Source organism: Shouchella hunanensis (assembly GCF_028735875.1).
Lineage (GTDB): Bacteria > Bacillota > Bacilli > Bacillales > Bacillaceae_D > Shouchella > Shouchella hunanensis.
The window spans coordinates 3316241-3336614 of sequence record NZ_CP117834.1 but is presented as its reverse complement, the minus strand read 5'-3'; the positions used below and the strand labels follow the sequence as shown (position 1 = coordinate 3336614).

The following is a 20374-nucleotide window of genomic DNA, read 5'->3' as shown; positions in this document are numbered from 1 at the left end:
TCTTTTTTTGGCGGACGTCCAAATAGTCGTGCATACACGCGATTAAATTGAGTAGCACTCTCATGTATCAATTAATCGATAGCCTGATTCAATTGCTTGTACAACTGCTTGTTTACACTGTTGATGATCGTCAATTTGAAACACACCGAAACCGAGAACAGGCATCTTTATTCCGTTATTCAATAAGATGTTTTCCATTTGAACTTCTCCCTTCTTTTACGCTTACTATTTACTGTAAACGGTAAAGCTCCGTTTCTGTCGTACAATTCTATTCAAAAATTGCCTATTTCTATCAAGTGTTCATACCCCTCATTTACCGGCTTTTCCTTAGTAAAACTTCTTCAACCTGTTCGTTCTTGTTCAAAAAAAAAAGCGCCGTTCGTCGGCGCTTTTTTTGCTTCTCAGTATCTGTGCGTGAATAACATACTGACTTGTTCCTTTACTTATCTGGCTCTACATGATTTCCTCTTGCACGTTCATCTCGATCTCGATTTTCTTTCGTTTGCTCCTGAGATTCTGTATAACTACGTCGTTCATCAAAATCTGACTCGGAATCATCCATTGTTTCATTGGATTCCGGATTTGTATGATCGTCTCTTTCTTCATCATCTCGATCTCGATTTTCCATAGTTTCTTCTTGAGCTACTGTATTACTCCGTTCATGGCTTCCTTGAGCATTCAACTCGTTTTCTTCTCTAAGCTTTTTGAAGTCTGACCGTTCACCGTGCCAAATGAGATCAAAAATAGCACGTCCATTAGTAGGCTGTCCGTCTGGAAGATAGACTGGGATCACATCGAAAAGCATGTAGTAGAAGCAATAAAAAATAAAGGTGGTCCAAAAGATATTAGGCGGTAAAACGTCACCAAGCACGAGTGAATTTACAAGAAACGCAAAAGTGCCTGTTGTAATAATTGGTGCAGCATAGATGAAACCATGCCAAAAACGGTTACCTGGCTTTAATTCATCGTATTCCATCCAGCTGTACATAAAGAAATAACGTCTAACCTCTATCGTTCGGAGCTTAAAAAAAGTAGGACCGCTACCGATAATTAATTTTTTATTTTCACCTCTAAGCAGTGTTGCAGCCAAATAATAACCTGATTCACGTATAACCGTGACAATCGGAAGGATAAAAAGAGCTGCCATAAACAACCGTAACCAATCAGTTGGACTAAACAAATGGTCTCCTCTCTTATTCATATCGATTTATCTACATTTCTATTTGTCTTTCATTTGTATAAGATGACGGATGGACAATGCTACAGGAATAGAAGAATGAATACAATCATTTTAACGGTTATAGAGCAAAATCAGGATAATCTTCCCAGTTCTAATACAAATTTAGCCGTTTGCATGATCTTTATTCTATTCATAGTTGTACCCACAAAAATAAGGGAAGGAGCATGTATACTCCTTCCCGTCACCTTGCTTATTTGTCTACATTTCTTCAACAGGCCACCAAGCGTGACCATCACCTGCCAGCAAACGATCTGCTTCTTTAGGACCCATTGTCCCTGCTCGATAGTTTACCGGTTTATGAGCAGACTCTTTCCATGCATTTGAAATAGCATCAACGAGTGACCAAGATAAACTTACTTCATCCCAATGAGCAAAGTTTGTGGCATCACCCATCATGCAATCATAAAGTAAACGTTCGTATGCTTCTGGTGTGTTAACACGATCTTCACTATCATGGCGATATTCCAAATGGACTGGGGTTGTGTCGGCAGAGCCGATCTTTTTACCATTTAACACAATCGTAATGCCTTCGTCTGGCTGAATGTGAATAATAAGCAAGTTAGGTCCTGTTGCTTTATGTTCCTTCGCATAAAGATTAAGGGGCATCTCTTTAAATTCAATCACAATCTTCGTTGATTTGACAGCCATCCGTTTCCCTGTTCGAATGTAAAAAGGAACACCTGCCCACACGTGGTTATCAATCATTAATTTAGCCGCAACATAGGTTTCTGTGTAAGAATGAGGGTCGACATTGTCTTCCTCGACGTAACCTGGAACCTGTTGACCGTTCATGTTACCTTCATGATATTGTGCGCGAACAACGGTATCATCAATATTGTCGTTCGTAATAAGACGCAGTGCTCGAAGCACCTTTATTTTTTCACTTCTTATTTCGTCTGTTGTTAATTGCAATGGTACGTCCATTGCCAATAAGGAAACCATTTGCAGCATATGGTTTTGTACCATATCACGTAATGCACCAGATTTTTCATAGTAGCCACCTCGGCCTTCTACACCAAGCTTTTCACTAGAGGTTACTTGTACGTTAGCAATATGGCGGTTGTTCCAAAGCGGTGCAAACATGGCATTTGCAAAGCGGATGACCTGTATATTTTGCACCATTTCTTTTCCTAAATAATGATCAATTCGATAGATTTCATCTTCAGCAAACGCTTCACGTATTTCACTATTTAGCACTTTGGCCGTTTGTAAATCTGTTCCAAATGGCTTTTCGATAACAAGTCTTGTCCACCCTTTTGTTTCCTTTAAGCCATATTTATGTATAGACTGAGCAATTTGCCCAAAGAATTCTGGCGCCATTGCCATGTAAAAAATTCGGTTCCCTGGCAGTTGGAAATCTTCTTCTTTTGTCTCGATTTCCTGCTTTAAGTCTTTATAGGAATCTTTATTCGTTACATCAAATGACATGTAAGAAAAATGAGTAAGAAATGATTCTACTTTATCTAGTTGCTGATTGGTTTCTTCTAGCGCTTCTTGAACGACACGTTTTAATGTTTCGTCGCTCCACTCTCTTCTTCCTAATCCTATGACAGCAAATTTATTCGATAGCAATCCTTTTACATATAAATTGTATAAAGATGGAAACAATTTTCGTTTTGCTAGATCTCCAGTTGACCCAAATATAACAAAAACAGCCTCTGACTGTCTATTATCTTTCATGAGTATACCCTCTTTCTATTTCACAACGCTTATCATTTTCTATCCTCATACTAAGGTTAGTGCTTTTCATGATACCAGTTTCTCTTTCATTTAGCTACATTTTGAACTGTGAATTCATTGGTTTCTACCTGTTTTTCATTGTAACCGCTTTTTGTAATCGCTATCCTATTTTCTTGCACATCTTCTTCATGTTTGTCCAATGAATTTAGTGAGAGAAACGAAAAAGGGCGATTGGTCTCGGTGAATCATCCAACCTCATTTTGACTTCTGCGAATAGTCTACAGTATCCTACAAAAAGGTGGTGGATTACTTGTCTCGTTCACGCGATGAGAAAAAGAATGAAAAGCGAAATGATTGTGACTGTCAGTGTCAAAATCCATGTCGTTTTCCTTTCTTTCCGTTTCCAATTTCGAGAGGCACCAACTGTCAATCTTTAGTTGCGATTGCAAATACCGTCTTAGCTTTACCAGCTAACACCCCAGTAACAATTACGACAGCTACGAGCACATTCACAGGAATATTTATTGGGTTTAACCTTGCGAATGGTACGGTTGTGTTTACAGATGGTGTACAAACTCGAACATTTACACTTTCTCAAATTTGTACAATTAGCTAACAGTGCAAAAGTCGAGCTTCAGAAATCGAGCTCGACTTTTTTACGCTTGCAATACATATTCAACTTCAGACTTGAATACGATGATTTAAAGGAGTTGATAGAATGTTCGGAAATGGAGAATGGGTGATTTATAAAGCTGGTCGCACAAGTATATTAGGATGGATCAGTGATGCTAAAGTTATTGCGTCAAGCTCTTCAAATGAACCGATTAAAACGATGTATCAATTCTACACGAAGCAACGAGTTTTAAATGGCAAACAACCACTACTTGCAAATGAAGAAGATTTGCAAACGAGCAAAGCTCGTTTAAAAGAATCTGATATAAGAGCTTTACAAGAACTAGCACTACTCACTAAGGACAAGCAGTGGTTCATGGAGTTAAGTCGCTTAAGAGATAAAGTAGGAATTCGAAAAAATGTATCGAATTAATTGGTTTTTCTTATACTTATTTTCATTCTCATTATAGCTTCATTATCTTTTAGTTGAATCACAGAATCGATGAAACCTACTCAACCGACTAGTTAAACAGAGTGACCGGCTGAAGCGATGTTGCCGATACGGTCCTCTTTATACATGAATTTTTATACATTTCATTTAAAACAGGTTTATAATTTATATAGAGTGGGTATAGAGTTTAGAATTAATTTCTTAACTCTTTAGGGGGCTTTCCTTTGCCAACAGATGGACTGTATTCATATATAAAATCAAAAACAGACGAGCTGACAGAAGAATGGTACAAGTCTTTGGACAAATCACAAGACGGTGTGTATAGTACTTCCGATCCTCGTCAAATTGAATTGCTCAAAGACCAAAATCGTGCTTTCCACACTCTTTTTACTGAATTATTTAACCCGACTAAGAATGGAATTCACGATGAAGAATTTTTAAAATGGATTGAATCAATTGCGAATGATCGTGCTCATCAACGAACACCCTTCAACAATATTTTGAGCGAGTTTTTTAGAACACAGCAACAGTATATGGATCTTATATTATCTTATGCCGAATCGGTTAAACAAGAATCTATTTCTCTTAAGGATGTTTATCGTTGGAACGAAATTGTCGTTCAAGGAGTTAACGAAGTCATTTTAGAGTTTTCTAGGCAAAATAAAAAGCAATCAGACTATCAATTAAATGCACAAAAACAAATGATTGATGAGTTAAGTTCACCAATTATTCAACTGGCTCCAAAAACAGCTCTATTGCCACTTGTAGGTGAGATTGATACCCACCGTGCAAAAGTAATGTTTGATCATACACTCCAACATTGCTCGGAGCAATATATTCATACACTATTCATTGATTTATCAGGTGTGCCCGTTATTGATACGATGGTGGCACAACAAATATTCCAGCTTATTAAAGGGTTAAAGCTTATTGGTGTTCAAACCTCTTTATCTGGGTTACGTCCAGAAATTGCTCAAACAGCTGTACAGCTTGGTATTTCTTTCTCTGACGTTACCATTCATTCTACTTTGGCTCAGGCTCTTGAACGCAAACAACTGATTTTCTAAAAGTAAATGTCCATGTCAGTCGCCATCATCCAACCCCATTTCAAACGAAAAAAGAAGTAAAATCGGCTTTAACGATTTTACTTCTACTTTACACTTATTCGTTTTATCAGCCTCAAGTGGAACGCGCGGCTCGATCATTCGCTTTGTCAGCTGCTTGTGCGTTTTTTATTGCTTCTGCACGATTTTCCTTTAGCTCTTCAATCGTTTTTTGCTTTAATCTTGCTGCTCCTGATGATTTTTTTGTCACTAGCCTAGGCTCAGTTGACTGTCTTTGCTTTGCTTTTTCAATACTTTTTTCATATTGAGGAAGCCATTCTTCTTGCGCAATTAATAGATCATCTACCAGCTGCCAAATTTCAGGTGGTGTACAGACGGCACCCGTTAACGGATCCATCATAAAAGCTTGGCGCAATAGCTGGTCATCTCCGGTTACAGCTGCCATGATTGCTAGCCGCTGAACCTGGATGCTCGCGTTGCAGACGGCCGCACAACCAAGGGGCAAATCTCCAATGAACGTCATAGTCAATCCATTTCGATCTACATAACCAGGTGCTTCAATGACACAATCTTTTGGTAGATTGGTAATCGTCCCATTGTTGACACGATTAAAATGGCCACGATAGACACGCCCTGTTTCAAGGGCTTCAATAATATATGAACCATGTTCTTCACTACGATTTTCATTGCAATAGATAAGAACTGGATCCTGCATCCAATTTGGGAAGTCTTCTTTAAACCAATTCCGACCTTCTGAGCATACACGTAAATACCCGCCTGTTTCGCCATTAATCCATGTCCCTAAATCAATCCAATCCATTATTTCATCAGAGCGCTTACGATACCACGGTACATATTCACTTAGATGACCATTCGATTCCGTACTGTAATACCCAAAGCGTTTGAGCATGTCGATTCTTACTTTTTCTGTCTTACTGTATTCAGGATGTTGTTCAAATGCATCAAGTAGCATCGGTGTTAACTCATTTCCGTTATGTTTTATTTGAATGTACCAAGTTTGGTGGTTAATACCCGCACAGACTATATCCACCTCTTTTTTGTCTAGTCCAAAAACAGTTGCAATTTGTCTATGGCCACCTTGCACGCCGTGACAGAGGCCTACCGTATTTACTTCTCCGTACGTCTGACACACCCATGTTAACATTGCCATAGGATTGGCATGATTTAGTAATAAGCAGTTTGGTTCGGCTACTTCGCGAATATCTTTGCAAATTGCCAGCATTTCCTGAATGCCCCTTTGACCATACATAATGCCGCCTGCGCTTAAGGTATCTCCAACACATTGATCAATACCATAATTCAAAGGAATCGAGATATCTTGTTCAAATGCCTCCAATCCACCAATTCGAACAACCGAAAAAATATAGCGTGCATCTTTAAGTGCTTCTTTACGATTAAGTGTTGCTTGTATCTCGGTGTTAAAGCCATTTTCTTTTAGATCTCGTTGACAAAGAGCCGTTACCATCTCTAGATTCTCAGCATTGATGTCTGTGAACGAAATTCTAACTTGCTTAAATTCAGGGACAGATAGTAAATCTCGTAGTAACATTCTTGTAAAGCCAATGCTTCCTGCTCCAATAAAGGTGACTTTAAATGACATATACTATCCTCTCTTCTTATTCATAATGTCAAACGCAACAGCCGCTAGTAAAACGAGCCCTTTGATCGCCTGTTGCCAATCAATTCCGAGACCTAAGATGGACATTCCGTTATTCATAACACCCATAACAAGGCCACCTACTACTGCGCCGATGACTGTTCCAACACCCCCGTAAGCGGATGCTCCACCAATAAAAGCAGCTGCAATGGCATCTAATTCAAATAAGTTACCTGCACGCGGTGTAGCCGCATTTAACCGAGCCGCGAAAATCAGACCAGACAAGGCTGCGAGCATCCCCATGTTCACAAACACCATAAAGGTTACGCGCTTCGTCTTAATACCGGAAAGAGCTGCGGCTTTTTCATTTCCACCTACTGCATAGATATGACGACCAAAGACTGTCTTCTTCGTTAGAAATGCGTAAAAAGCAATTAACGCAATCAACAAGATGAGAATATAAGGAATTCCGCGATAGCTGGCCAAGATATACGTAAAGCCTAAAATAACGGCTGCGATACCAACAAGTTTCAAAATGAATAATGTCGGATTTAGCACATCCGTACCGTTGTTTTGTTTTCTCTTCCGCCCGCGCAACTCAATAAAAATGAGAATGGCACAAAGCAACACACCAATTAACAAGGATAACAGGTGCAAAGAAGAACCATTAAACACATCTGGAAGAAATCCTGAACTTAATCGTTGAAAGGATGGAGGAAATGGTGCAATTGATTGCCCTTGCAACATAATTAACGTGATTCCTCTAAAGATCAGCATCCCAGCAAGGGTCACAATAAATGCAGGAATTTTGACATAAGCAACCCAAAACCCTTGCCATGCTCCAACTAACGCACCGACCAATAAGCAAATTAACACAGATAAAATGGGGTCAAGATTCATTTGTATCATTAGGATAGCAGATAGTGCTCCAATAAAAGCAGCAATCGACCCTACTGACAAATCAATATGCCCCGTAATAATAATAAGAACCATACCAATAGCAAGTATAAGAATATAACTGTTCTGTAAAATCAAATTTGTGATATTTAATGGCTGTAGTAGAATACCATCTGTTAAGAGTTGGAATAGAATCATAATAAGCAACAATGCAAATGTCATACTGTATTGACGTACGTTATTTTGGATGACGTTCAATAGCGCTTTCATGGGGAAACCTCTCTTGTTTTCGTCATTAATTTCATTAATCTTTCTTGTGAAAGTTCATCTTTAGCGAGCTCGCCTGTAATCTGACCTTTATTCATCGCATATACACGATCACACATCCCCATCAATTCTGGTAGTTCAGAAGAAATAAGGACGATCGCTTTCCCTGTCGCTGCTAGTTCTCGAATAATGGTATAAATTTCATATTTGGCTCCAACATCAATCCCTCTAGTAGGTTCATCTAAAAACAAAACATCTGGATCAGAAAAAATCCACTTACTTAAAACAACCTTTTGTTGATTTCCTCCGCTTAATTTACCAGTCTCTTGCAAGATTGTCGGCGCCTTTATATGCAACTTCCGTTTAAATTCTTCAGCAACCCTTACTTCATTTTGCTCATCAATGATGGCGCGTGAAGAAAGCTTATTTAAACTAGCCAACGAAATGTTCTCTTTAATGTCGTTCATCAAAACGAGCCCGTATGATTTTCGATCTTCCGTTGCATATGCCAAACCCTGCTTAATTGCTTCACTGACAGACTGAAGGTCTATTACTTTCCCGTCTTTCTTAATCGTTCCAGTAATTTGTGTCCCGTACGCCTTGCCAAATATGCTCATGGCAAATTCCGTTCGACCAGCACCCATTAGACCAGCGAGACCAACGATTTCTCCACGCCTTACATGAAAATCAGCATCCATGATAATTTGTCTTTCTCGCTGAACCGGATGATACACATTCCATTTTTCGACTGAAAAGATCGTACTACCAATCTCTGATTTGCTCGGAGGATAGCGATTCGTTAGACTTCTACCAACCATTCCTTTAATAATGTCATCTTCATTAATCTCTTTTTCTTCTAGATCATACGTTTCAATTGTCTTGCCATCGCGTAAAATCGTTACAGCATCGGCAACTTGTCTAATCTCATTCAGTTTGTGAGAAATAATAATAGAAGTAATACCTTGTTCTTTTAATTCCACAAGCAGATTTAGAAGGTTATCACTATCGGTTTCATTTAATGAAGCAGTTGGTTCATCTAAGATGAGTAACTTTACTTTTTTTGCCAATGCTTTTGCAATTTCTACTAACTGTTGCTTCCCTACGCCAATGTGCTTAATGAGCGAATCATGGGGCTCATCTAAATTCACTTTTTTTAATAAGGATTTTGTTTCTTTCGCAGTCGCATCCCAATCAATGACACCAAATCTCTTGCGCTCATTTCCTAGAAAGATATTTTCTGCAATGCTTAACTCAGGGATTAAGGCAAGCTCCTGGTGAATAATGACAATTCCTTCCGCTTCACTTTGCTTTAAATCTTTGAATTGACACGTTCCTCTACTCAAAAAGATCTCACCGTTATATGTACCAAACGGATAGACACCACTTAACACTTTCATTAGTGTCGATTTACCAGCTCCATTTTCTCCACATAAAGCATGAATCTCCCCTTGTTTCACGATCAAGTTCACATTGTCCAACGCTTTAACACCAGGGAATTCCTTTGTTATTTGTTTCATTTCCAAAAGAACTTCCGCCATTTGCGGTCACCTCCTATATAAAGGCGGTTCTCTCTCATGAGAAAACCGCAATAACCCTTATTGATTTAACTGATCCGCCTCGTAATAGCCGCTGTCTATTAAGATTTCTTCATAGTTATCAATCGTCACAACAACAGGAGTCTCTAGGAATGAAGGAACCACTTTGGAATTATTGTCATAGGTTTCTGTATCATTCACATCAGGCTCATCGCCTTGCAGAACCGCCTCTGTCATTTCAACAGCTTTTTCTGCAAGAACGCGTGTATCTTTAAAAACAGTCATCGCTTGTTCTCCTGCAATAAGCGCATTCACTGAAGGAATATCTGCATCTTGCCCTGTCAAAATTGGCATATCATCAGCTGTAAATCCAGAGTTTTTTAGTGAAGCTAGAATACCAATACTTAATAAATCCGCTGGCGCTAATACAGCATCAAGGTCTTCGCTACCACCATAGTTAGAACTCAACAAATTATCCATTCTACTCTGAGCAGCTGCACCGTCCCAACGAAGAATGGCAATTTGATTAAAATCGGTTTGACCACTTTGCACATTTAATTTCCCTTCATCTAGATAGGGTTGAAGGACAGACATCGCTCCATTAAAGAAGAAATGGGCATTATTGTCATCTGGTGAGCCACCAAATAACTCAATGTTAAATGGTCCTTCTTCATTCTCTAGGTCTAACTCATCAACGATGTATTGACCTTGCAGAACACCTACTTCAAAATTATCGAAAGTCGCATAGTAATCGACAAACTCTGAATTCATAATGAGACGGTCATAGGAGATGATTGGAATCTCTTGTGCATTTGCTGATTCTAATACTGTTGTTAAGGCTTCTCCATCAACAGAAGCGATAACAAGTGCATCTACACCACGTGTGATCATATTTTCAATCTGGGAAACTTGATTTTCTACGACATCCTCCGCATATTGTAGATCCGTTTCATAACCTAGGTCTTCAAAATACGAGACCATGTGATTACCATCAGCAATCCAGCGTTCAGAGGATTGAGTTGGCATGGCAATTCCAATCGTTCCTTTGCCTTCCCCTGATCCTTCTCCTGATCCTTCCTCAGAACATGCTCCTGTAAAAACAACACAACCAAGTACGACGAAACTTCCAATGTATTTTTTCATCTTATTCCCTCCTTATTTTATGAGTAAGCGTTTTCATAATGATGTAACGGTTCTTTCGTACACTCTCTTTACCGATTCTTCCATTATTATTGATCTTCTTAACGATAAGACTTCTCGTTCCAGAACAACTCCTTGCGTATTTGCTCTATACTCGACTCTTTTCCAATTACAAGGCATTCCACATCCATTAGACTTGACCAATCAGCCAGCTGCTCTTTCGTAATCTCGTATGACAAAACTGTGTGATGCGCCCCACCAGCATAGATCCATGCCTCCGTTGCTTCCGAAAACGAAGGAAGCGGTTTCCACAAGACACTAGCTACAGGAAGCTGTGGCATTTCCTGCTGATTCTCGACCGCTTCCACTTCGTTTGCGACAATTCGAAAACGAGAACCGACATCCATTATTGCTGCATTAAGCGCGTGTCCTGCTTTGCCTTTGAAAACAAGCCTTGCCGGGTCCGCTTTGTTGCCCATAGAAAGGGGTTCTACGACAATCGTCGGCTTTTCAGCTGCGATCGTCGGGCATACTTCTAGCATATGTGAGCCTAAGATCAGTTCATTCCCTTGCTCTAAATGATTTGTGTAATCCTCCATAAACGACGTTCCACTGTTACCTGCCATCACTTTAAGTACCCTCAAAAATGCGGCTGTTTTCCAATCCCCTTCTCCAGCAAAACCATACCCTTTTGCCATTAGCCGCTGTGCCGCCAGTCCTGGTAGCTGGCTCATTCCATGTAAATCTTCGAAAGTCGTTGAAAAAGCGCGATAGTTTCCTCGTGCAAGAAAGGTTTCAAGCCCAAGCTCAATTCGTGCCTGTTCTTCAATCGCGCGAACGTCCGCATCTGGATGGAATGTGTACAGGCTGCGATATTCTTCCATTAATGTGGCGACATCTTGGTCATTAACGGCTTCAATCGTTTCGACTAAATCACCGATACCGTAACCGGAAACAGACCAGCCAAGCTGAATTTGCGCCTCAACCTTATCTCCCTCTGTCACCGCTACCTCTCGCATATTGTCACCGAAACGAGCAATCTTTAATTGCTTGCTTTCTTGATAGGCGCGAACTGTTTTCATCCAATCACCGACTCGATTGGCGACATTCGAGTCCTGCCAGTGTCCGGCTATTACCTTACGGTTAATCCCCATTCTTGAAACCATAAAGCCAAATTCACGGTCACCGTGAGCCGACTGATTTAAATTCATAAAATCCATATCAATCGTGGACCACGGAATGTCACGATTGTACTGGGTGTGTAAGTGAAGCATCGGTTTCGTCAATTCTTTTAGTCCCGCAATCCACATCTTTGCCGGTGAAAACGTGTGCATCCACGTAATAATTCCTGCACAGTTTTCATCCATACTCGCTTCCCGCAAGAGTGCAGTAATACGTTCAGGGGAAGTTGCGACCGGTTTTAAGATAAGCTGTTCTGGCAGCAACTCATTCAAGCCTTTGACGATCTCTTCCGCATGAGCAGCGACTTGATCAATCGTTTTTTGCCCGTATAAGGGCTGACTACCAGCAATAAACCAAAAGTGTGACGTTTTTTGTTTAAGCATGAACAACCCCTCCTTTTGTTTTATCTCTCACGCTCCGAAGTGTTTTCATCACATCGTTTTCTCCTTTCCCAAAATAATCATGAAGCTTGCTATATTCCTTATACATTTCTTTGTAGACTTGCGCCCGTTCCGGGTTAGGCTTATAGGACCTATCCTGTACACGCGCCATCTTTTCTGCTGCTGCAAAAATCGTTGCATAGCCACCCACCGCTTTACCTGCTGCGACGCTTGCATACATAGCTGCCCCAAGCGCTGGCGTTTGTTTGGATGCTGCCACTTTTATTTCCAAATTCGTAATATCAGCAAAAATTTGCATTAACAAATTGTTTTTCTGCGGTAAGCCACCACAGGCAACCAGTTCATTTACTTCAACGCCGGCTTTTGTAAACGCATCAATGATTTTCTTTGTTCCAAATGCCGTAGCTTCCAGCAACGTTCGGTAAATTTCTTCTGATTTCGTTTGCAGCGTCATTCCAAGAATGACCCCTGATAAGTTTGTATCAACCAATGTTGAGCGGTTTCCATTCCACCAATCTAATGCGAGCAAACCGGTTTCACCTGGTTGATACGCAGCCGCTTTTTCTTCTAGTAACGCATGAAGCGGTACGTTTTTCTGCTTCGCTTCATTAACAAGATCGGATGAGACGCCATGCTCCATAAACCAAGCAAAAATGTCGCCAACAGCCGATTGTCCTGCTTCATAGCCAAAATAGCCAGGGACAATTCCGTCTTCAACTACACCGCACATTCCTTCTACTTCTTTCTCTTCTTCTGCAAGAACGAGATGACAAATGGACGTCCCCATCGCCATCACAAGCTTCCCTGGAGTTACAACCCCTGTTGCCGGTACGGAAACATGTGCGTCTACATTACCAACAGCGACAGCGATACCTGGCAAGAGTCCAATTCGGTCAGCCATCTCTTTCATCAAATTGCCAGCTGTCTCACCTGGAGCGCGAATATGACCTCGTAACTTTGTTGCTGTTAGTCTCTTTAAATCAGGATGCAAGGCTTCAAAAAAAGTATCCTCAGGATAACCGTCCTGCTTGTGCCACATCGCTTTATAACCAGCAGTGCAGCTATTGCGTACAATCGTTCCGGTCATCTGTGCGGTCACCCAGTCGGTGCCTTCAAGAAATGCATCCGCTTCATCAAATAATTGCCGATCCTCATTAAAAATTTGCCATATCTTTGCGATCATCCATTCTGAAGAATACTTGCCTCCATAGCGCTTAAGAAATGCTTCTCCTCTTTCTGCGCCGATTCGATTGATCTCATTTGCTTCATCCTGAGCCGCATGGTGTTTCCATAATTTCACCCATGCATGTGGACGGTTCGCAAAAGATGTATGGAAGCAAAGGGGCTCGCCATCCTCATCAATTGGCAGCATCGTACATGCGGTAAAATCAATGCCAATGCCGATTACATCGCTTGGATGAACACCCGCCTCTGTCAACACTTTAGGAACAGATTGCTCAAGCACATCAATATAATCTCGAGGATGTTGAAGTGCCCACTCAGGCTCCAGCACCACCCCTCCTTTTGGCAATTGCTTAGCTATTACACCATGTGCGTAAGGCGTAACATGCTCAGCAACTTCTGCCCCATCTGCTAAATCAATTAATACCGCTCTGCCTGACTCTGTTCCATAATCGATTCCAATTGTATAGCGCTTGTTCATTCCATATCACTTCCCTTCTTGACCGTAATAGGCGTGTTCTCCATGCTTACGCAAGTAATGACGATCGAGTAGCGTTTGTGAAATTCCAGATGCTTGAGGGTTTAAGCCGATCGTATTAGAAGCCATTTTCGCTACCTCTTCCAAGACAACCGCATGATAAACGGCTTCTTTCGGAGTACGTCCCCATGTAAAAGGAGCATGCCCGTGAACAAGCACGGCTGGCATCTGCAGCGGGTTTCCTAATTCGAACGTTTCCGCAATTACGTTTCCCGTTTCCCGCTCATAGCTGCCGCGGATTTCTGCTTCTTTCATTTCTCTTGTGCAAGGAATGTCACCGTAAAAATAATCGGCATGTGTTGTACCAAAAGCAGGAATCGATTTTCCAGCCTGGGCCCAACCTGTCGCCCAAGTTGAATGCGTGTGAACAATTCCTCCAATTTCAGCAAAAGTACGGTATAGGACCAGATGCGTTTGGAGATCGGAGGAGGGGCGGAGAGAACCTTCTATTCGTTCTCCATCAAGCGAGACGAGCACCATATCGTCTGGAGTCATGTCTGCATAATCCAGTCCACTAGGCTTAATCGCAACAATATTTCGACTTCTATCAATACCGCTCGCATTCCCCCATGTCATCGTTACAAGTCCATGCTCTGGTAAAGCCATATTCGCATCATATACTTGCTGTTTTAGTTCGGTAAGCATCGCTTCTTCCTCCCTTGTAGTCGTTGTACAAGCGCAAAAGCGTGTAACGATCTCTTAGTAGATGAGCTTCCTTTAAGCTCTGCTCAATCAGGCTTTGTGGAATAGGCACAAGCTCCTTAGACCAGCCTACTTGTTCAAGTTGTGATTGAATGAATTCCACGTCCGGCAATTCTTCAATTAATTGGCGAATCTGCTTTGCTTCTTCCGCACCCATTAAACTGTGAAGTTCTGGCTTGATGATTTCTTTATAGAATTGAGTAATGACTAAGGTTGATAAACCAACTTTAGCACCATGCAATAGCTGTTTCTCCTCATTCTCCAACGCCTTCATTTCCCAATAATGAGACAGATGATGCTCAGCTCCAGAGGCGGGATGAGATTGACCAAAAAGAGCCATTGCCAGCCCGGATAGTAACAGAGCCTCCATTAATCGCTGTACGCCCTTTTCTGTTTTTGTATTAATTTCCTCAACATGGTCAAGACAAGCTTGGAGCGCTTCTTTTGTTCGTTCAGCAACAAAAGCAGAATACGGTTCATTAGTCACAATGGATCCAATGTGCCAATCTAAAAGCGACGTAAATTTCCCAACCATATCCCCAAAACCTGCGGCAATTAAAGCAGGTGGCGCCTTTTGCAATACAGTTATGTCAGCAAACAAAGCAACTGGAGCCACAAGTTGGTACGTCTTTTTCTCCCCTCTCACAACAATCGGTGCCCCGAGCGACGTGAAGCCATCGACTGATGGAGCTGTAGGAATGGAGATGAATGATTTTCCTGTCTTTCCGCTTATAAAGCGAACAAGATCATGAATTGTGCCTGAGCCAACCGCTAAAAGCAGTTCGGTTTCTTCTTTAACGCTTAAAAAAACATCGATTAAGGAGCGTTCATCAGCAAGCACATCTCCGTTTTTATTCGGCTTAACGAGATGAATATTAACAAAAACAGCTTCCTCCTGTAGCAAATCAGTCAATTGGTTTCCTGCTGCCGCGTACGTCTGGCTATCAGCAACAAGCAGAATACTTTGCTTGACCCGACTTGCAACAAATGCTGCTGCTTTTTTTAATGCATTCTTTTCCACAACGATTGTTTCAAGTGGTAAAGGATTAAGCTTTTCTTCTGACCGACTAATGTGCTCTTCTAGTAATCGTAAATTCATATGTACCTCCTTAGCTGAGCGATACTTCCGAGAATAGAAACAGGGCGGATTCTTTGCGGAAGATGATCGGCTTCTACATTGCTAGCGTTACAAATTAAGACAAGCGCTGTTTTCATTCCCTGCAACCGGCCAAATCCAATATTAGATTCTATACGATCACCAACAATGAGACAGCTTTTTGGAACCGCTCGCAAAAAATCAAGGGTCGCTTCTGCCATAAAGCAAGATGGTTTGCCAACAACCAATTTAGTCTTTCTTCCAGTTGCAACTTCAATTATCTCCTTCACCATCTCTATCAATCGATCATCCTGAAAGATGGTTTCATCGATATCAAACAGGATGCCTTCAATGTCTTTAAGTATTTGGAATCCTCACCTCATTTTCCTAATGAGTGTCTATTTTCAACACCTCAGGCTACTATTGATTTGATGGTTTAAGTGGTTTTATCATACATCCGACCATATAAAAGCGCTTTCAATAATCGAACTTATCTTTCAATTGAATGTTTAATATCCTCACTTTTTCTTCTCAATTTTTCGTTATATTGATGCGCTTTTCGATATGCACTAGGCGTACATTGCTCATATTTCTTAAACGTTGTACTGAAATACTGTTGAGAATTCATGCCAATATAATGGGGAATATCCGTAATGCTGATGTCTGTTTCCGCCAGCATTGCTTTTGCTTTCTTCATTCGATAGGAGACGAGGAATTCATGAATCGATGTGCCTGTTGATACTTTAAAGACGCGCTGTAAATATCCAGGGTGTAGATGAACCGCATCCGCAATCTCTGCTACACTCACTTCCCTATCATAGTTCTGATGGATATAAGAAATGACCCTACTCGTGTATTGTTGATCCGTTTCTGTGTAATTAATTTCTGCCAAACCCGCAACACGTATAATATACTCACATATCAATAGTTGCACCATAAAATCGGTTTGTTGGCTTTTTTTATCTACTTCCATAATAAGTCTTCGTAAGCATTGATACGTATCATCAGAATCGTGTAGAAGCATATGTGGTTTCTTATTATCGATCATTAAACGCAAAGCTTCATTTTCTTTATAAACCTCGCAAAACGGAGGGAAAGCTGTTCTACCCTGTTGAAAGGATATCTCAATGTTGAACATTCTGCATTTTTCTTGAACAATGAGCCGATGACTTGTGTTCGCATCTAAGAAAATGATTTGTCCTTTTTTAAGCTCGTAGCTATCGGTCTTTGTTTCTACTTTACAACTGCCTGATAGCACATGCATCAATTCAATTGCTTCATGTGCGTGAGGCTTCATTTCGAATTGACTCCACTCTTTGTAGTAATAGAATTTAACAACTGGATAATAAGGTTCGCTTCTTAGGTCATTATCATAGAAACTCATTTGTGCTCCTTTCAGTTTAAGCGGAGGCAAAGCGCCTCCGCTGCAACTCATTACTCATAATACAAACGGAAAACCATGTCTTGATTGTAGTTGCCAAATGAGGAACCAAATAAAGTGACGCCACCAATTTTCCCGCCGTCCTCTACCGCCACTTTAAATGTCCATACTTTGTTGCGAATAGCCACATCATCAATTGTCACGATTGACAGCTGTTTGCCATCAATAAAGGTCCCTGCTTCGGTAATTCGGATGACCTTTAATAGGCCATATTGATTAATTGTCCGCGGCCACCATGCGGGTGTATATTTACCTGGTTGGTCGCCAAAATCTCCAGGGCTTCTCCATTGACCGAGATTTGTCTCATTTAAATAAAATGAAATATCAGACGGCCAGTTTTCATTCGTAAAAGGCGCTTCTGATGACAATTCTAATGAGATTTGTAATTCTTTTGGTTTCTCTCCAGCATGCATAAAGTTAGATAGCTTGTATTCAACAAACCCTTTATAAAACCACAAGATTTTTGCATTTACCCTCATGGGGTCAAGGAAATACCTTGGCTCATCAAACTCCCCAATAATTGCTTCGCCAGTCGCTAGTCCACACGTTGGTTCTACTTGAAAATCAGTGAAATGGCCAACGGATACATGGCTTTCATGATAAGAACGGACAGAGGTAGCGCCTTCTGGGAATAGAATTCCTGCTTGTTTCACCCGTAGTTTGCATACCTTCTGCATGCCAGCTCTTCCGCGCACTTGCTCGGTTTGAATCAATCCTGCTTTTTCTAGTTTTTGCACATGTTTCGTCATGATAGCACTGCTCACTTGCTGTGATTCAGCGAGCTCACGAATATTCAGTGCCCGTTCTGCTAGCAGACGCAATACATTTAAGCGTATTCGGCTTGCTAACGCTTCATAGACAGGAAGCGAATGTTCTGTTAAATCTAATTCTAGTTCCATTTCTCCACCCATTTTCTACTATCTGCTCATTAGTCTAAGTATAATGAATGGAGCTAGACGCAACAACCCTAGCCCATTACCAGCTCTTATTTGCAGGACAATTTTTTGCTGCCAACCTTGCTCGAAAATGAATGTAACATCCGCATAACCCACATGTATTATCGTCAATCAACTGCTCACAGCTTTCACAGATGGCTAATCGACTTACAGCTACTTCCTCACTCACTAAATTGGTTTCAAATGCCAATTGCTCAGCAATTTGCTGCTGGATCTCGCTTTTACCCAGTTTTTCTGGGCATCTATGGCAGCTCATACAAGTGAAAAGACGGCAACTGACATGGGTGGCATTGCTGCAATAAGCTGATTATTTTCCATCTTAAAGTCTGTAAACGGTTTAGGACTGACTCGATTAGGCTGCTCAAACGTATTATGAGCATCTCGTCTGTCACCGGTTAAAATCGTTGCTTGCCACTGAACTGAATCAGCCTCTCCGTTAATGGCTAGTTCTAGGGACACAGGTTCCCATTGGGAGAGATTACAGACACTAATATGTGTCTTGCCCAAGGGATCAGAAGATGCCGATAGATGTAATCCTTCCCCGATTAGCTCAATAGGTAAGACTCTCCCACCTTGGTGGACTTTATAAAGATCAAACACATGGTAAGTAGGCGTTTTAAGCATCTTGTCGCCTTCTGTCAAAACAATCGACTGAAGCACGTTTATTGTTTGTGCTAAATTAGCCATGTGCACACGGTCTGCATGGTGATTAAAAATATTCAAGGTCACACCTGCAACAAGCGCATCGCGGATACTGTTTTGTTGGAACAAGAAGCCCGGATTTGTTCCAGGTTCCACATCGTACCAAGTGCCCCACTCGTCTACGATTAAACCAACACGTTTTTCTGGGTCGTATTCGTCCATTATCGCGCTATGTTTTGTAATTAATTCGTCCATATGCAGTGCTTTCTGAATCGTCTCATCCCATTCCTGTTCACTGAACCCTGTGGCAGCCCCTTTGTTTTGCCATGTACTAGGCACCGTATAATAATGTAAAGTCAGTCCGTCCATATACGCTGCCGCTTGTTTCATTAAAACCTCCGTCCAGTTGTAATCATCGACATTTGCACCACAGGCAATTTTATAAATGGGTTTGTCGCCGTATTTTCGCACATAGGTTTGATAACGTCTGTATAAATCAGCATAATACTCTGGGCGCATATGACCACCACAACCCCAGCTTTCATTACCGACACCGAAGTAAGGAAGGTCCCACGGTTCAGCTCGGCCGTTTTTCGCCCGCTGGTCTGCCAGCGGACTTCCCTCTGAAGCAGTTAAATATTCCACCCATTCCTGCATCTCAAGCACTTCGCCGCTACCCACATTTCCATTAATATACGGGGCTGCTCCAATCTCTTCGCATAACAACATAAATTCATGCGTGCCAAATTGATTCGTTTCCACCGTTCCGCCCCAATGGGTATTAACCATTTTCCTTCTTTTTTCACGGGGGCCAATGCCATCTTTCCAATGATACTCATCGGCAAAACACCCTCCTGGCCAGCGTAAAACCGGGATTTGCAGCTCTTTCAACGCTGTTAATACATCCGTTCGGAGTCCCTTTTTATTCGGAATGAGGGAGTCTTCACCAACCCAGATCCCTTCGTATATACATCTCCCCAAATGTTCAGCAAAATGCCCGTAAATGGCTGAATTAATCTTAGATCCAGCTTTCTCTAAATCAATGGTAGCTCTGACACTGTTTGTCATATCGTTTCAGCCTCTCTCGTTGAATCGATTATTTGATTTGTACGTTCAAATGCGCGCAAGCTAACATGTGTTGTAATCCAAGCGAATAGACTTCCACCAAAGCACACTGCAGCCGGTGGAACCAGTAAGAATAAAATCAAACTTATGCTTAAAAAAAGTCCCATTATAAGCGCATAAGACAGCGAAGCGATGGCGTACAGCATGACATTTTTCAAAAATGGATAGAGGGATTGCTTAGGGTAATGGACGAAAGCAGGACCGATAAACAGCAGCATTAATCCGTACACAATCAGGCACAAAATAAGAAATGCCGCTACTGCTTGAGAACCAGTAAACGCAAGCTGCATCACGATCATATAATCGAGAACAAGAACAGCTCCTATGCTTAAAACCGTGTAGCCAAGTTTGTTCGCCTGCCAAAAAAAGCGCTTCCACTCTATGAAGAACAAAGGAACAAGTGAAAAATCATCTTCATCCATGCACCATTTCCTCATTACCACAAACATTGCTCGCAGCGCTGGAAAAAAACCTAAAACCACGCCGCCTAGTAAGGAAAAACCAAGCCAAAGACCATTTACATAAGCTAAGCGCACGATCCAGTCGCAAATACGCAAGGCAATTCCTCTTAAACCAGCAGCCTCCAAAAATCATCACCCTTTCCC

20 protein-coding genes are annotated in these 20374 nt (G+C 41.3%); 3 read left to right on the top strand and 17 right to left on the bottom strand.

Annotated features, from left to right (window positions below; all coding sequences use genetic code 11):
• Window positions 1-60: 60 nt before the first annotated feature.
• The 3 genes from PQ477_RS17255 to zwf all read right to left on the bottom strand — a co-directional run bounded on the left by PQ477_RS17255 (window position 61) and on the right by zwf (window position 2920).
• Window positions 61-198, bottom strand: coding sequence for a hypothetical protein (locus tag PQ477_RS17255; RefSeq protein ID WP_201769515.1), 138 nt, complete (start codon window positions 196-198; stop codon window positions 61-63).
• A 241-nt stretch (window positions 199-439) separates the two neighbouring features.
• Complete coding sequence (locus PQ477_RS17250; RefSeq protein WP_274272551.1) at window positions 440-1201, bottom strand: hypothetical protein; 762 nt, start codon at window positions 1199-1201, stop codon at window positions 440-442.
• Between the two features lie 237 nt (window positions 1202-1438).
• Window positions 1439-2920, bottom strand: a complete 1482-nt coding sequence (gene zwf / locus PQ477_RS17245; protein WP_274272550.1) for a glucose-6-phosphate dehydrogenase — start codon at window positions 2918-2920, stop codon at window positions 1439-1441.
• Between the two features lie 310 nt (window positions 2921-3230).
• On the opposite strand from zwf, the gene PQ477_RS17240 reads away from it, so the two are divergent.
• The 3 genes from PQ477_RS17240 to PQ477_RS17230 all read left to right on the top strand — a co-directional run bounded on the left by PQ477_RS17240 (window position 3231) and on the right by PQ477_RS17230 (window position 5050).
• Complete coding sequence (locus tag PQ477_RS17240) at window positions 3231-3536, top strand: hypothetical protein (RefSeq protein ID WP_035396446.1); 306 nt, start codon at window positions 3231-3233, stop codon at window positions 3534-3536.
• Window positions 3537-3638: 102 nt separating this feature from the next.
• Entirely contained in the window at window positions 3639-3965 is a 327-nt protein-coding gene (locus PQ477_RS17235) for a hypothetical protein (protein WP_035396448.1), read from the top strand.
• 242 nt (window positions 3966-4207) lie between these two features.
• Window positions 4208-5050 carry an STAS domain-containing protein gene (locus PQ477_RS17230; RefSeq protein ID WP_035396449.1) on the top strand — a complete coding sequence of 281 codons (843 nt, stop codon included), beginning with the start codon at window positions 4208-4210 and terminating at the stop codon, window positions 5048-5050.
• A 112-nt stretch (window positions 5051-5162) separates the two neighbouring features.
• On the opposite strand, the gene PQ477_RS17225 is transcribed toward PQ477_RS17230, so the two are convergent.
• The 14 genes from PQ477_RS17225 to PQ477_RS17165 form a co-directional block, all read right to left on the bottom strand.
• Complete coding sequence (locus tag PQ477_RS17225) at window positions 5163-6668, bottom strand: alpha-glucosidase/alpha-galactosidase (RefSeq protein WP_274272549.1); 1506 nt, start codon at window positions 6666-6668, stop codon at window positions 5163-5165.
• A 3-nt stretch (window positions 6669-6671) separates the two neighbouring features.
• Entirely contained in the window at window positions 6672-7832 is a 1161-nt protein-coding gene (gene mmsB / locus PQ477_RS17220; RefSeq protein ID WP_035394005.1) for a multiple monosaccharide ABC transporter permease, read from the bottom strand.
• A complete protein-coding gene (gene mmsA, locus PQ477_RS17215; protein WP_274272548.1) occupies window positions 7829-9367 on the bottom strand; it encodes a multiple monosaccharide ABC transporter ATP-binding protein in 1539 nt (512 codons plus the stop codon). Before mmsA ends, mmsB begins: the two co-directional genes overlap by 4 nt.
• 57 nt (window positions 9368-9424) lie before the next feature.
• The gene (gene chvE / locus PQ477_RS17210) at window positions 9425-10507 is read right to left on the bottom strand and encodes a multiple monosaccharide ABC transporter substrate-binding protein (protein ID WP_035394009.1); all 1083 of its coding nucleotides are present in this window, start codon (window positions 10505-10507) and stop codon (window positions 9425-9427) included.
• Window positions 10508-10605: 98 nt separating this feature from the next.
• The gene (gene araA, locus PQ477_RS17205; RefSeq protein ID WP_035394012.1) at window positions 10606-12069 is read right to left on the bottom strand and encodes an L-arabinose isomerase; all 1464 of its coding nucleotides are present in this window, start codon (window positions 12067-12069) and stop codon (window positions 10606-10608) included.
• A complete protein-coding gene (locus PQ477_RS17200) occupies window positions 12062-13750 on the bottom strand; it encodes a ribulokinase (RefSeq protein ID WP_274272547.1) in 1689 nt (562 codons plus the stop codon). The genes araA and PQ477_RS17200 overlap by 8 nt, the downstream gene beginning before the upstream one ends.
• 6 nt (window positions 13751-13756) lie before the next feature.
• Window positions 13757-14452 (bottom strand): L-ribulose-5-phosphate 4-epimerase, encoded by a 696-nt coding sequence (locus PQ477_RS17195; RefSeq protein WP_035394015.1) that lies wholly within the window; start codon window positions 14450-14452, stop codon window positions 13757-13759.
• On the bottom strand, window positions 14421-15608 hold the full coding sequence (locus tag PQ477_RS17190; protein WP_144558851.1) for a sn-glycerol-1-phosphate dehydrogenase: 1188 nt from the start codon (window positions 15606-15608) through the stop codon (window positions 14421-14423). Before PQ477_RS17190 ends, PQ477_RS17195 begins: the two co-directional genes overlap by 32 nt.
• Window positions 15605-15898 (bottom strand): HAD hydrolase-like protein, encoded by a 294-nt coding sequence (locus tag PQ477_RS17185; RefSeq protein WP_274273592.1) that lies wholly within the window; start codon window positions 15896-15898, stop codon window positions 15605-15607. The genes PQ477_RS17190 and PQ477_RS17185 overlap by 4 nt, the downstream gene beginning before the upstream one ends.
• A 197-nt stretch (window positions 15899-16095) precedes the next feature.
• On the bottom strand, window positions 16096-16989 hold the full coding sequence (locus PQ477_RS17180; RefSeq protein WP_274272546.1) for a helix-turn-helix domain-containing protein: 894 nt from the start codon (window positions 16987-16989) through the stop codon (window positions 16096-16098).
• Between the two features lie 50 nt (window positions 16990-17039).
• Entirely contained in the window at window positions 17040-17945 is a 906-nt protein-coding gene (locus PQ477_RS17175; protein ID WP_035394167.1) for an ArsR/SmtB family transcription factor, read from the bottom strand.
• Window positions 17946-18021: 76 nt separating this feature from the next.
• A complete protein-coding gene (locus PQ477_RS20950; RefSeq protein ID WP_432813882.1) occupies window positions 18022-18258 on the bottom strand; it encodes a DUF6171 family protein in 237 nt (78 codons plus the stop codon).
• A complete protein-coding gene (locus PQ477_RS17170) occupies window positions 18255-19712 on the bottom strand; it encodes an alpha-N-arabinofuranosidase (protein ID WP_274272545.1) in 1458 nt (485 codons plus the stop codon). The genes PQ477_RS20950 and PQ477_RS17170 overlap by 4 nt, the downstream gene beginning before the upstream one ends.
• On the bottom strand, window positions 19709-20356 hold the full coding sequence (locus PQ477_RS17165; RefSeq protein ID WP_144558846.1) for a YesL family protein: 648 nt from the start codon (window positions 20354-20356) through the stop codon (window positions 19709-19711). The genes PQ477_RS17170 and PQ477_RS17165 overlap by 4 nt, the downstream gene beginning before the upstream one ends.
• Window positions 20357-20374 lie beyond the last annotated feature (18 nt).